This window comes from Marinobacter sp. (assembly GCF_052091845.1).
GTDB lineage: Bacteria > Pseudomonadota > Gammaproteobacteria > Pseudomonadales > Oleiphilaceae > Marinobacter.
Window position 1 is genome coordinate 1 of the sequence record NZ_JBQDCO010000026.1, and the last position, 13,043, is coordinate 13,043.

The following is a 13,043-nucleotide window of genomic DNA, read 5'->3' on the forward strand; positions in this document are numbered from 1 at the left end:
ACGTGCCCTTCCCACTCGGGTTCCAGCGGGGTGACGTTTACGATGATGCCACAGCGTGCGTAGGTGGATTTACCCAGGCAAATGGTAAGTACGCTGCGAGGTATCCGAAAGTATTCCACGGTGCGTGCAAGGGCAAAGGAGTTTGGCGGGATAATGCAGACATCGCCGGTGTAATCTACAAAGCTGTTTTCGTCGAAGTTTTTGGGATCGACGGTGGCCGAATGTACGTTGGTGAAGATTTTGAATTCGTTGCTGCAACGTACGTCGTAGCCGTAGCTGGATGTGCCGTAGGAAATTACGCGGCCTTTTTCGCTTTCTCGGACCTGTCCGCTTTCGAAGGGTTCGATCATGCCGTGCTGCTCGGACATGCGGCGAATCCACTTGTCGGATTTGATACTCATGGGTGAAGTCTCGTAGCCACTGGGGAAATTGGGGCGTAGTTTACCTGTTCGCCTGGGTTCTGTCGAAGCTGTTAATTGCCTGCCTGCAACGACATTAGCCGCTGACATTCGGGGCTGCGCCCACAGGTTCAACCGTCCAAAAACCGCTACGAGTACATCCATGTGCGCTTGTCTTCGGCCGTCCTTGGCCTTCGACATTTTTGGACGGTTGAACCTATGGCCGCGAACGAACTTAGGTGCAATCCGCTGCGGGAACCCCATGAATACCTAGTGGGACTTTACAGACATGCTTGAGATAGAACCGCTGAGATTGCGCTCCCGTGTTGAAAGCTCTGCACCCACCCGGCGGGCGATGTCGCAGTATCGGCGGGCTACTTCAGAATCGGGCTCTGTCACAACCGTTGGTTGACCGCCATCGGTCTGTTCGCGGATGGTCATGTGCAGCGGCAGTTGGCCCAACAGGGTGGTCTCGTATTCGTCGGCAATGCGCCCGCCGCCGCCTTCGCCGAACAGATGCTCTTCGTGGCCGCAGTTGCTGCAGATGTGCACGCTCATGTTTTCCACAACGCCGAGTACGGGAATGTCGACTTTACGAAACATTTCAATGCCGCGCTTGCCGTCAAGCAAGGCGATATCCTGGGGGGTGGTAACAATCACTGCGCCTGTTACCGGCACTTTCTGGGCCAGGGTCAGCTGGATATCGCCGGTACCTGGTGGCATGTCGATCACGAGGTAATCGAGTTCGTTCCACAGGGTTTGCTGCAGGAGCTGCATTACCGCGCCACTCACCATGGGGCCGCGCCATACCATGGGGGTTTTGTCGGTGGTTACGAAAGCCATGGACATGGTTTGAAGACCGTGAGCCTCCATGGGCAGAAAGTATTTTTCTTCCCGTGTGCCCGGGCGTTTGCCTTCGGGCACGCCCAGCATCATGCCGATGCTGGGCCCGTAGATATCGGCATCCAGAACGCCTACGCGGGCGCCTTCGGCCTGTAGTGCCAGGGCCAGGTTGACGGCGGTGGTGGATTTGCCAACCCCGCCTTTGCCGGAGGCAACGGCGATAATGTTTTTAATGCCGGGAACAGACGGCAGGTCTTTCTGGACTTTGTAGGAGTGAATCTTTTGGGCCACATGAACATCGGCCGTTTCAACTCCAGCAACGTTTTCCAGTGCATTGGTAACCAGCTGCCTTAAGCCTCCGGCAATGCCTTTTGAAGGGTATGGCAGTTCAACCATCAGGGTGACCTTCCCGGCCTCATCAGCAGCCAGAGACTTCACGGCGCCCAGGTCGTAAAGATCTTTTCCCAGGTACGGGTCTCGGTATTCACGCACCGCCGTCTGCAGGGCCTGCTCTGAAATCTGTGTCATCTCGCTCTCCGGACTTGGCTCACGCTGTCTTTTCAGCATGAAACAGGTGTTTCGGGTGAAAAAATTCTGTTCAAAAGGTATCATTTGGGACCGTTTCTGACCATACAACCCTTTACTGATCAAAGGTTCGGACACTCCATGACGCAAACGAGCTCCAAGCAACAGCGCGATATTCTTGTTACCAGCGCCCTGCCCTACGCCAACGGCCCCATTCATCTGGGCCACATGCTGGAATACATTCAGACAGACATCTGGGTGCGTTATCAGAATATGCGGGGCCATAACTGCTACTACGTTTGCGCAGACGATGCCCACGGAACCGCAATTATGCTCCGTGCAGAGCGCGAGGGCATTACTCCGGAACAACTGATCGATCGGATTTGCAAGGAACACCAAGAGGATTTCGGCGGTTTCCATATCCGCTTTGACAACTACTACACTACTCACTCTGAAGAAAACCAGTATTTTTCCGAGTACATTTACCGACAGTTACAGCAGAACGATAAAATTGCGACACGCAATATCACCCAGTTCTTCGATCCCGAGAAAGAAATGTTTCTCGCCGATCGCTTCATCAAAGGCACCTGCCCCAAGTGTAAAAAAGACGACCAGTATGGTGATAACTGCGAGGCCTGCGGGGCTACTTACACCCCGGCTGAACTGATTAATCCGCGCTCTGCCGTGTCCGGTGCCACTCCGATAGAAAAAGAGTCTCAGCATTACTTCTTCAAACTGCCAGAGTTTGCTGACTTTCTGAACATATGGACACGCAGTGGCGCTCTGCAGCCACAGGTGGCCAACAAACTGGCTGAGTGGCTGGACGCAGGGCTTCAGGAATGGGACATCAGCCGTGATGCGCCCTATTTCGGTTTTGAGATCCCCGATGCTCCCGGCAAGTTTTTCTATGTCTGGCTGGATGCACCTATTGGCTACCTGGCGAGTTTCAAAAACCTGTGTAACCGGGAAAACATCGATTTTGAGCATTTCTGGAAAACAGATTCCTCCGCTGAGGTTTATCACTTCATTGGCAAGGACATCATCAACTTCCATGCTCTGTTCTGGCCAGCAATGCTTCATGACGCTGGCTTTCGCACGCCAACCGCGGTCTGGGCCCATGGTTTTGTCACAGTTAACGGCAAGAAGATGTCCAAGTCCCGGGGTACGTTTATTATGGCCCGCACGTATTTGGACCACCTGAATCCGGAATACCTCCGCTACTACTTCGCCGCTAAACTGACCAGTGGCGTGGACGACATGGATCTTAACCTGGAGGACTTCGCCGCCAGAGTGAACTCGGACCTGGTCGGTAAAGTGGTCAACATTGCCAGCCGCAGCGCCGGGTTCATTACCAAGCGTTTCGAGGGGAAGCTTGGGAAAGTAACCGAGCACGACAAGCTGAGCGAATTCATCGACGCCGGTAAAGAGCTGGAAGAGCTCTATGAAGCCCGTGAATTTGGCCGTGCCATGCGTCGCATTATGGAGCTGGCCGACATCGCCAACCAGTATGTGAACGATGAACAGCCCTGGGTGATTGCCAAGCAGGAGGGCCAGGACGACAACCTGCAAGCTATCTGCACCAATGCCCTTAACATGTTCCATCTGTTAATGACGTACCTTGCTCCGGTACTGCCCGAAACCGCAAAGGCTGCCGAAGCTTTCTTGAATGCAGGGCTTGACTGGAACAACCGCAGCGAGCGGCTGGAAAACCATAATATCAGCAAGTTCAAGCCGTTGATGAAACGAGTAGAAATGACCCAGATAGAAAAACTGCTGGACGACTCGAAGAAAGAGGCGTCGGCAGACGCAGGTGGACCGGCCAAGCCCGAAAAAAGTGAAACCATTGCCGATGAAATAGAATTTGATGACTTCGCAAAAGTGGATCTTCGTGTCGTGGAGATCGTTAAAGCCGAGCATGTTGAGGGGGCTGACAAACTTCTTCGCCTTACCCTTGATGTGGGACATGGCGAACGCAATGTGTTTGCTGGTATCAAGTCTGCCTACAACCCTGAGGATCTTGAAGGACGTCTTACGGTAATGGTAGCCAACCTCAAACCCCGTAAGATGAAATTTGGTATGTCTGAAGGCATGGTTCTGGCGGCAGGCCCGGGGGGTAAGGATATCTTCCTGCTATCGCCAGATTCAGGCTCAGTGCCCGGCATGCGAGTGATGTAAACAGACGTCGAGACAGAGCATTCCGATGACAGAATATTTACTGATATTGGTCAGCACCATTTTGGTGAACAACTTTGTGCTGGTTCAGTTTCTGGGCTTGTGCCCCTTTATGGGGGTCTCTGGCAAGCTGGAAACAGCCATGGGCATGTCCTTGGCCACCACCTTTGTACTTACCCTGTCATCGGTATGTAGCTACCTCGCTTACACCTATCTGTTGGCCCCGCTGGATTTGGTCTTCCTGAAAACCATTACCTTCATTTTGGTGATCGCAGTGGTGGTTCAGTTCACCGAAATGGTGGTACGTAAAACCAGCCCTTTGCTTTACAGAGTGCTGGGTATCTTTCTGCCATTGATTACCACCAACTGCGCGGTGCTTGGCGTGGCGTTGCTCAATCTGAACAAAAACAACAACTTCATTGAATCAGTGCTTTACGGTTTTGGCGCCGCTGCCGGCTTTTCACTGGTACTGGTACTGTTTGCCGCTATGCGCGAACGCATTGCCGTGGCCGATGTACCCCCTGCTTTTCAGGGTGCAGCTATCGGCATGGTGACCGCGGGCTTGATGTCATTGGCGTTTCTGGGCTTTACCGGCCTGGTGAGCGTTTAACGGAGGCGCGCTGTTATGTGGACAGGCATTATTATTGCTGTTCTGGCTTTGCTCGGCCTCGCCTTGGTGTTTGGTGCCTTGCTGGGTTTTGCTTCCGAACGATTCCGGGTTGAAGGCAACCCACTGGTGGAACAAATTGACGCACTGCTTCCACAGACCCAGTGCGGCCAGTGCGGGTACCCAGGCTGCCGCCCCTATGCCGAATCGATAGCGAACGGCGGCCCGATTAACAAGTGCCCTCCTGGCGGCGAAGCCACCATCAAATCTCTGGCAGACCTGCTTGATGTCGAGCCCCAGCCACTGGATGCCGAGCATGGCGTGGAACAGGCCACACGCGTTGCGGTTATTCGCGAGGATGAATGCATCGGCTGCACCAAATGCATTCAGGCCTGCCCGGTGGATGCTATTTTGGGCGCAGCCAAACACATGCACACGGTTATCGAAAGTGAATGCACAGGCTGCGATTTGTGCGTGGAGCCCTGCCCTGTGGACTGTATCGACATGATTACCATTGAGCGTGATATCCGGGGCTGGACCTGGTCGCAGCCTGAGCCGGGAATTATCACCACCGACCGCCAGAGGGGTAATGCGTGATGACCAGGCTTTGGGATTTCAGTGGTGGCATTCACCCCGCCGAGCACAAGCAGATTTCTACCCGCAGGCCCATTCAGCATGCCGGCATTCCCGGGCAATTGATTTTACCGCTGCAACAACATATTGGTGAGCCAGCCGAACCCACGGCCAGGATTGGTGACCGCGTACTGAAAGGGCAAAAAATAGCCGATACAAGCCATGGTATGGGTGTTCCCCTGCATGCGCCGACATCCGGCGTGATTGAACATGTCGGCGACTATCCTGTGCCACATCCCTCTGGCATGACAGACACATGTATCGTGTTAACGCCTGACGGCAAGGATGAGTGGTGTGAGCGCCAGCCGGTCAGCGATTACCGGAAACTCGGCCGGGATCAGGTTTTGGGTATCATCAGATCGGCCGGTATCTCCGGCATGGGTGGTGCCGGCTTCCCCACTAACGTCAAACTGAAGCCGCCGCAGGACCGCAAGGTCGACACCCTGATCCTTAACGGCGCAGAGTGCGAGCCCTACATTACTGCCGACGATATGACCATGCGCGAGCGGGCCGCAGACGTGGTTGCCGGCCTCAGGGTTATGGCCTGGATTCTGCGCCCGGAGCGCTGTGTGATTGGTATTGAAGACAATAAACCTGAAGCCGCCACCGCTCTGCGAGAAGCCATTCAGGGTACTAAAATTGAAATCGCTGTCATTCCCACCAAATACCCTTCAGGGGGTGAAAAGCAGCTGATCGAAATTCTCACTGGCATGGAAGTACCCAGTGATGGCATTCCGGCTGATACAGGTGTTATGTGTCAGAACGTTGGTACTGCCCTGGCCGTTGGAAAAGCCTTGTTTAAGGGCACGCCACTGATCAGCCGCACGGTCACTGTGACCGGAGACGCCGTAACAAAGCCCGGTAATTTTGAGGTTCTGCTTGGAACGCCAGTGAGCTATCTACTCGACCAGGCGGGTTTGCAGCCGGCCCTGGCCAGCCGCCTGGTTCTTGGCGGCCCCATGATGGGCTATACGCTGTCCACCACAGCGGTTCCGGTTATCAAGACCAGCAACTGTATCATCGCTGCAACCGCTGACGAATTACCTGCACCGCCTCCGGAGCAGGCCTGTATTCGTTGTGGCCATTGTGCGGAAGTTTGCCCGATGGAACTGCTACCGCAACAATTGTTCTGGCACGCCAAAGCAACAGAATTTGAAAAAGCAGAGCACCTGAACCTGTTTGACTGTATTGAATGCGGTGCCTGCTCCTATGTGTGCCCCAGCTCAATTCCACTGGTGCAGTATTACCGATACGCCAAGGGTGAAATTCGCGTTCAGCACGCTGAACAACTCAAGGCAGACCGTGCCAGAGAGCGCTTTGAAGCGCGCCAGGAACGGCTCGATCGCGAACAGCAAGAAAAAGAGTTGCGTCGCAAAGAGCGAGCCAATGCTGCCGCCGAAGCCCAGGCGAAAAAGAAAGCGGAAGCTGAGAGCACCTCCAGCAATGCCGAGGCGCTAAATGAGCGCGCAGCAAGATCTGCACTGGTGGAGCAGGCTTTAGCCCGCAAAAAGGCCAGCGCAAACGCTATAAAAGCTCAGTCGCCTGCATCGGCCAAGCCGGCTCAGGAGAAACCAGACATTGATGCCCTGGAAAAACAACTGGCGCAAACGCACGCCAAGCTTGAATCCATGCAAACCATGCTAGAAGAGGCGAAAGCCCAGCAAGCAGATAACGTGGAAAAACTCGAACGCGCGGTTACAAAGAATCATGACCGCGTGAAACGGGCAGAAAAAGCCCTGGCAGATGCTCGTAAAACGCTTGCGACTGAATCCCAGTCGACCGAATAACCCGAATCAGGCCCCCAACTTTCATGGCGTTTGTTCAACAGTCTTCACCCCATGCCCATAAAGCACGCCCCACATCCAAAGTAATGCTTTGGGTCATACTCGCGGCACTGCCCGGTTTATTGGCTCAAACACTGTTCTTTGGCTGGGGCAACCTGATCAACGTTGTCTGGTGCATCGCTATTGCCCTGGCTTCGGAAGCGGCCGTCCTCAAGCTGCGCAGCAAGCCCGTTACCTTCTTCCTTAAAGACAATACTGCGGCGGTTACCGGGCTTTTACTGGGGCTGTCACTGCCACAGTTCGCGCCTTATTGGGTATCAGCAGTCGCGGTCGTTTCGGCCATCGTGATTGCCAAGCAGTTGTATGGCGGGCTGGGCTCCAACCCGTTCAATCCTGCTATGGTGGGCTATGCGTTGGTGCTGATTTCATTCCCGGTGGCCATGACCACCAACTGGGCGGAACCCACGGTACTCTGGAACGGTGCTCCCGGCTTTGGCGACACTCTGGCGGCTATCGTTTCAGGCCAGCAAACAGTGATTGATGGCTGGACCATGGCCACACCGCTGGATGAATACAAACACAAGATTGCCACCCACACCGCCGCTGAGGTATTGGTTCATCCCACATTCGGCAACGGCGTTGCCAAAGGATGGGAGTGGGTAAACGCTGCCTTCCTGGCAGGAGGGCTGCTATTGATTGGCCTGCGAATTATCACCTGGCATATTCCGGCAGCCGTTTTGGGCGCACTGATGATCATGAGCCTGGCTTTCGGCAGCAACGCAGATCAATACACTCCACTGACACTGCACCTTCTGGCCGGAGGTACCATGCTTGGCGCGTTCTTCATCGCGACAGACCCGGTGTCGGCCGCAACCAGCCACCAGGGCAAGCTGATTTATGGTGCGGGCATTGGCGTTCTTTTGTATCTGATCCGAAGCTGGGGCAACTACCCCGATGCCGTCGCATTCAGCGTTTTGCTCATGAACTTTGCAGCACCGTTTATCGATCACTACACGCCGCCAAGAACCTATGGTCACCACAAAGCCCGCCGCGGGTTACCCGGCCGGGGCAGGAGCTGAATCATGGCAACGATGACTCAATCCATCCGTCGCAGCACCATAGGGCTTGGTATGTTTGCGGTGATTACCGGTGGCACGATTGCTGTGACCCAAGCCCTGACGGAGGAACGAATCACAGAGCAGGCCGCCAGAGCGGAAGCCAGGGCGCTTTTTGAAATTATCCCTGAAAGCGACCACAACAATGATTTACTCAAGGATACGCTGGCCCTGCCCGCCAGTGATCTGCTAGCAACAGACGGGCCGGTGACGGCCTGGGTAGCACGCAAAGACGGACAACCTGTCGGTATGATCATGCCCGCCATGGCACCAGATGGTTATTCTGGCGCTATAAAGCTGCTTGTGGGCATTGATCTTGAAGGCACCATACTGGGCGTTCGTGTTATTAGCCACAAGGAAACTCCAGGGCTGGGTGACCGAATTGAAACCCGGAAATCCAACTGGGTTAATAATTTTAAGGGGCTTTCGCTCGGGAAGCCTGCGCCACAACAATGGAACGTAAAAAAGAACGGCGGTGTATTTGATCAGTTTACCGGTGCCACCATCACCCCCCGGGCGGTGGTGAAAGCAGTGAAGAGGTCACTGCTTTACTTCCGGAAAAACCAACATATTATTCAGGATCAGCTACGCAAAACGCCGCAGGAATCTGGCCCTGCCGTTACGCCCGGAGATCTGACAGACGAATCACTGAATGTGGAGACACCCTGATCATGGCTACCAAGACTTCCGGTGACATCATCCGTGACGGGCTATGGGACAATAACCCGGCGCTGGTTCAGGTTCTGGGGCTATGCCCTCTCCTGGCAGTGACCAGTACCGTGGTCAACGCCATCGGCCTGGGGCTGGCAACCCTGCTGGTATTGATGGGCTCTAACCTGGCGGTCTCTCTGATCCGCAACTTTGTCAGCGAATCCGTACGCCTGCCCGCGTTCGTGATGATTATTGCTTCATTTGTCACCTGCGCTGAACTGCTTATGCAGGCGTATACCTACGAGTTGTACCAGATACTCGGCATTTTTATCCCTCTGATCGTCACCAACTGCGCCATTCTTGGCCGTGCCGATGCGTTTGCTTCTCGCAACGCACCGGGCCCGGCCCTGCTGGATGGCACTATGATGGGCATCGGTTTTTTTGTGGTTCTCGTTATTCTCGGGGGGATGCGCGAGCTAATTGGCCAAGGCACACTTTTAGCAGACATGCACCTTTTACTGGGCCCAACGGCTGTGAATTGGAAGCTTGAGCCGTTTGCCAACTATCCAGACATGCTATTTATGGTTTTACCGCCAGGCGCTTTTGTCGGCCTTGGCTTGCTGATTGCTCTCAAGAACAGTATCGACAACCATCTGAAAGCGCGTCAGCAAGCAGCCCAACCAGCCGCAACACCTGGTAGCAAGCGCGTGCGTGTTACCGGAAACGTCTCATAATTCGCAAACAGAGTCGCTACAAAACACAATGAATAAAGCCAAACGTGTTGAAATTTTCACCCGACTGCGGGAAGCCAACCCTAACCCGACAACAGAGTTGAAATACAGTAATCCTTTTGAGTTGCTGGTTGCAGTAATTCTCTCAGCGCAGGCAACAGATGTTGGGGTCAACAAAGCTACAGACAAGCTCTACCCCGTCGCCAACACGCCAGAAGCCATACTGGCGCTCGGAGTGGATGGCCTGAAGGGCTACATCAAGACCATTGGATTATTCAACAGCAAGGCAGAGAATGTCATCAAAACCTGCCGCATGCTGATTGAAAAGCACAACAGCGCCGTGCCGGACAATAGAAAAGATCTGGAAGCCCTGCCCGGAGTCGGCCGCAAAACTGCAAACGTGGTTCTGAACACGGCATTTGGCCAGGTGGCCATGGCCGTCGACACGCATATTTTTCGGGTATCAAACCGTACTGGCATAGCGCCGGGCAAAAATGTGTTAGAAGTAGAAGATCGACTGATGCGGTTGGTGCCTAAAGAGTTTTTGTTAGACGCGCATCACTGGCTTATTCTGCATGGACGTTACACCTGCATAGCCCGCAAGCCCAGATGCGGTGCATGCACTATTGAAGACCTGTGCGAGTTTAAGCAGAAAAATGACTATCAGTAAGGCCTTGACGCAAACCCACCAAACAAGCCGGCTTGTTTGGTGGGTTTGCACAAACGCGTTTATCAGCTCCGGCCTAACATGTCTTTTTTCAGGCTGCTCTGCGCCGGCTCATCGGAGAGCCAAATACCAAACAAGGCTTTTTTGAACTCTAAACCACCTACGGAGCCTTTGTCTTCGTTATTCTTACGAACCTTCACGCCCTCACCCGGTACGTAAACCAGATCAAATACATCGCCCTCTTTAATTTCCTCTTTAAACACGGCCATAAACTCGTCAACTTCCGCCTGAATGGATGCCATATCACCCCCGGTAGACGCTTCGAAGCCTTCCAGGGTTGCCTCGGTCATACGGTCACTGGTGATCATGCCAGACGTAATATGCAGGGTGATAGCCTGGGGCTCGTCAGCCTCAACCACAGCATTTCCATCCTGCCGCGCCTGGGGTACGTAAAGGCTACCAATATACAAATCGATGAAGAACTTGGAGCGGGTACCGGCACCGTTTAGCTGGAGCTCGGTGCTATTTGCAGTATAGGTGTCCGGAATGTCGACACCTCCAACGGTTAACGCCATAGCAGGAGCTGAGAATGTGGCGGCCAGCATCAGGGATGCAAAGCCCAACAAAAATGCCTTCTTCATGGTCCTTTCCTTTTCAATCGTTATTATGTGAGTTCGTTCGTCACCCAGGCACAAATCCATGGCCCCGGTGTCGCTATTCTAGCAATGACCGAAAGACGCTAGACGTAACCTGGTTCTCATTTGCAGGGATACTTTCTCAAGGCGAGTAAAACACAAAACGCCAGCCATGAAACATGGCCGGCGTTTTAGGTGCTGCGTCAGAAAAGCTACTTGAACAGCAGGTTACCAGTCAGGCCCTCCTTTTCCAGAATCTCACGCAGACGCCTGAGCGCCTCCACCTGAATCTGACGAACCCGCTCCCGGGTAAGGCCAATTTCCTGTCCAACCTCCTCCAGGGTGCTCACAGGATACCCTCTGAGTCCAAACCGCCGGGAGAGCACTTCCTGCTGCTTGTCACTGAGTTGATCTATCCACTTTCCAAGGCAGGCACTCATATTATTGTCCTGCAACACATCAGCAGGGTCAGATGCGCCTTCGTCCGCCACCGTATCCAGCAAGGACTTTTCACCGCCAGCACCGATAGGCGTGTCCATTGACGCCACACGCTCGTTAAGCCCGAGCATTCGCTTTACGTCGTTGATCGGTTTATCAACCATCCGGGCAATTTCTTCTGCAGTGGGCTCATGATCAAGCTTCTGCGTCAGTTCCCGGGCCGCTCGCAAATAGAGGTTCAATTCTTTCACGACATGAATAGGCAACCGAATAGTGCGAGTCTGGTTCATGATCGCCCGCTCTATGGTCTGGCGAATCCACCAGGTGGCATAGGTGGAGAAGCGGAAACCACGCTCAGGATCAAATTTTTCGACTGCCCGGATCAGACCAAGATTGCCCTCTTCAATCAGATCCAATAGCGTAAGCCCACGGTTTACATAGCGTCGTGCGATTTTCACAACCAGCCGCAGGTTGCTCTCAATCATTCGCTTACGGCCTGACTCCTCTCCTTTGCGCGCCAGCCGTGCAAAGTACACCTCTTCTTCTGGCGTTAAGAGTGGCGAAAAACCAATTTCATTGAGATAAAGCTGGGTGGCGTCCAGCTGCTTGGAGCTGCTGTAATAACGCCCTTTGGTAGGCATACCTCCATCGACTTCAGTTGCCTCTGGTGCGACTTTATCGACTTTTTCTTCTGCGAGTAACTGATCCTCGGATTCATCAACATCTGTTAGACGATCAACAATGATTCCTTCTTGTTCTGCTGACATATCTCTTGCCCCGCCTTTCAACAATCCTGGATTTTTGCCCGATACTTCTTTTTATTGCGGGCATTGACTATTCATATTCTATTCAGGACTTCTTCAATGGCCTGCCTGTGCGATTCAGCCACCATTTTTTCTTATTTGAAACGCTACGCTTATCATTATCGCGACGGCAAATAATGGGTTGGATCAACCGGGTTACCATTTTTCCGGATTTCAAAATGTAGTTTGGGTCGTTCCGAACCACTGCTGCCGAGTTCTGCGATAACTTGTCCAGCCTTTACATTTTCTCCTTCACTAACACGAATCTTACGGTTGTGAGCATACGCGCTCAAGTACTGCTCGTTATGATTCACTATAATCAGGTTGCCATAACCAAGCAGACCATTGCCGGCATAAACCACACTTCCATCGGCAGCGGCTCTTACAGCATCTCCGGATTTTCCGGCAATATCAATACCTTTGTTGACTTTTCCGGATGCTGAGTAACGTGCAATTACAGTGCCAGAGTGTGGCCAGCGCCACGGGATGTTAGCCACTGTCTGCGACCTGGAAGCCAGCGGCGCAGAGGTATCCGGCTTACGGGTGACAGCAGGTTTTCGGGAATTAGCCGCGGTTTGCACAGGCGGCCTGGCTTGTGGTTTTCTGGTGGAAGTGTTTGCCGATGGCCTGGATGCCTTTGCCGTTGCACGGCTACCACCGGATTTTACCGTGCCACGAACATCCAGTCGCAACACCTGGCCTGCCTTGATGGTCCAGGGTGGGCCAATGCCATTGGCGCTACCCAACTCCCGGTAATCTCGCCCATAGCTCCACGCAATGCCATACAGCGTCTCGCCCTGGCGCACCACATGGCGGCCCCAATACACCGGCGGGTTGTATATATCATCCCGATGGATCGCCTGAGTGTTGCAACCACTCAGGCCACTGGAAAGAAACAAAACCAGGAAAAGAAAAAACCAGACTCTATTCGTTTTCGATAGCCACAACGAAAAACGGGCACCGAAGAGGAGCTGCGGGGAGGCCGGCAGCGCGGCTTGAGTTAACCCACATAATAGACTCACAGAAATAACACTGGCCTGG

13 protein-coding genes are annotated in these 13,043 nt (G+C 53.7%); 8 read left to right on the plus strand and 5 right to left on the minus strand.

From position 1 onward, the window contains the following. A partial coding sequence (dcd, locus tag ACTHYN_RS09850; RefSeq protein ID WP_441812276.1) for a dCTP deaminase occupies positions 1-401 on the minus strand: 401 nt, incomplete at its 3' end. A 267-nt stretch (positions 402-668) separates the two neighbouring features. Next, positions 669-1,769, minus strand: coding sequence for an iron-sulfur cluster carrier protein ApbC (gene apbC, locus ACTHYN_RS09855; protein WP_441812277.1), 1,101 nt, complete (start codon positions 1,767-1,769; stop codon positions 669-671). A 138-nt stretch (positions 1,770-1,907) separates the two neighbouring features. Here apbC and metG point away from each other — a divergent pair, with 138 nt between their 5' ends. Genes metG through nth form a run of 8 tightly spaced genes read left to right on the plus strand, consistent with a single transcriptional unit; the run spans position 1,908 to position 10,129 of the window. Continuing rightward, positions 1,908-3,941 (plus strand): methionine--tRNA ligase, encoded by a 2,034-nt coding sequence (gene metG / locus ACTHYN_RS09860; RefSeq protein WP_441812278.1) that lies wholly within the window; start codon positions 1,908-1,910, stop codon positions 3,939-3,941. Positions 3,942-3,966: 25 nt separating this feature from the next. After that, complete coding sequence (gene rsxA, locus ACTHYN_RS09865) at positions 3,967-4,548, plus strand: electron transport complex subunit RsxA (protein WP_441812279.1); 582 nt, start codon at positions 3,967-3,969, stop codon at positions 4,546-4,548. 15 nt (positions 4,549-4,563) lie between these two features. Further along, positions 4,564-5,142, plus strand: a complete 579-nt coding sequence (rsxB, locus tag ACTHYN_RS09870; RefSeq protein WP_441812280.1) for an electron transport complex subunit RsxB — start codon at positions 4,564-4,566, stop codon at positions 5,140-5,142. Beyond that, positions 5,142-6,965, plus strand: a complete 1,824-nt coding sequence (gene rsxC, locus ACTHYN_RS09875; RefSeq protein WP_441812319.1) for an electron transport complex subunit RsxC — start codon at positions 5,142-5,144, stop codon at positions 6,963-6,965. Before rsxB ends, rsxC begins: the two co-directional genes overlap by 1 nt. Positions 6,966-6,988: 23 nt before the next feature. Continuing rightward, a complete protein-coding gene (gene rsxD, locus ACTHYN_RS09880) occupies positions 6,989-8,041 on the plus strand; it encodes an electron transport complex subunit RsxD (protein WP_441812281.1) in 1,053 nt (350 codons plus the stop codon). 3 nt (positions 8,042-8,044) lie between these two features. Next, positions 8,045-8,746 (plus strand): electron transport complex subunit RsxG, encoded by a 702-nt coding sequence (rsxG, locus tag ACTHYN_RS09885; protein ID WP_441812282.1) that lies wholly within the window; start codon positions 8,045-8,047, stop codon positions 8,744-8,746. Between the two features lie 2 nt (positions 8,747-8,748). Further along, positions 8,749-9,462 (plus strand): electron transport complex subunit E, encoded by a 714-nt coding sequence (locus ACTHYN_RS09890; RefSeq protein ID WP_441812283.1) that lies wholly within the window; start codon positions 8,749-8,751, stop codon positions 9,460-9,462. Between the two features lie 28 nt (positions 9,463-9,490). Further along, positions 9,491-10,129 carry an endonuclease III gene (gene nth, locus ACTHYN_RS09895; RefSeq protein WP_441812284.1) on the plus strand — a complete coding sequence of 213 codons (639 nt, stop codon included), beginning with the start codon at positions 9,491-9,493 and terminating at the stop codon, positions 10,127-10,129. A 62-nt stretch (positions 10,130-10,191) separates the two neighbouring features. On the opposite strand, the gene ACTHYN_RS09900 is transcribed toward nth, so the two are convergent. The 3 genes from ACTHYN_RS09900 to ACTHYN_RS09910 form a co-directional block, all read right to left on the minus strand. Next, positions 10,192-10,767, minus strand: coding sequence for a chalcone isomerase family protein (locus ACTHYN_RS09900; RefSeq protein ID WP_441812285.1), 576 nt, complete (start codon positions 10,765-10,767; stop codon positions 10,192-10,194). Between the two features lie 206 nt (positions 10,768-10,973). Beyond that, positions 10,974-11,966, minus strand: coding sequence for an RNA polymerase sigma factor RpoS (rpoS, locus tag ACTHYN_RS09905; protein ID WP_441812286.1), 993 nt, complete (start codon positions 11,964-11,966; stop codon positions 10,974-10,976). A gap of 155 nt (positions 11,967-12,121) precedes the next feature. Then, positions 12,122-12,907, minus strand: a complete 786-nt coding sequence (locus ACTHYN_RS09910; protein WP_441812320.1) for a peptidoglycan DD-metalloendopeptidase family protein — start codon at positions 12,905-12,907, stop codon at positions 12,122-12,124. Positions 12,908-13,043 lie beyond the last annotated feature (136 nt).

Excerpts from the sequence above, each read along its gene's own strand:
- ACTHYN_RS09900 (WP_441812285.1), bottom strand. The coding sequence starts at position 10,767 with ATGAAGAAGGCATTTTTGTTGGGCTTTGCATCCCTGATGCTGGCCGCC.
- apbC (WP_441812277.1), bottom strand. The coding sequence starts at position 1,769 with ATGACACAGATTTCAGAGCAGGCCCTGCAGACGGCGGTGCGTGAATAC.
- rsxC (WP_441812319.1), top strand. The coding sequence starts at position 5,142 with ATGACCAGGCTTTGGGATTTCAGTGGTGGCATTCACCCCGCCGAGCAC.
- ACTHYN_RS09890 (WP_441812283.1), top strand. The coding sequence starts at position 8,749 with ATGGCTACCAAGACTTCCGGTGACATCATCCGTGACGGGCTATGGGAC.
- metG (WP_441812278.1), top strand. The coding sequence starts at position 1,908 with ATGACGCAAACGAGCTCCAAGCAACAGCGCGATATTCTTGTTACCAGC.
- rsxD (WP_441812281.1), top strand. The coding sequence starts at position 6,989 with ATGGCGTTTGTTCAACAGTCTTCACCCCATGCCCATAAAGCACGCCCC.
- rsxG (WP_441812282.1), top strand. The coding sequence starts at position 8,045 with ATGGCAACGATGACTCAATCCATCCGTCGCAGCACCATAGGGCTTGGT.
- rsxB (WP_441812280.1), top strand. The coding sequence starts at position 4,564 with ATGTGGACAGGCATTATTATTGCTGTTCTGGCTTTGCTCGGCCTCGCC.
- rpoS (WP_441812286.1), bottom strand. The coding sequence starts at position 11,966 with ATGTCAGCAGAACAAGAAGGAATCATTGTTGATCGTCTAACAGATGTT.
- nth (WP_441812284.1), top strand. The coding sequence starts at position 9,491 with ATGAATAAAGCCAAACGTGTTGAAATTTTCACCCGACTGCGGGAAGCC.
- rsxA (WP_441812279.1), top strand. The coding sequence starts at position 3,967 with ATGACAGAATATTTACTGATATTGGTCAGCACCATTTTGGTGAACAAC.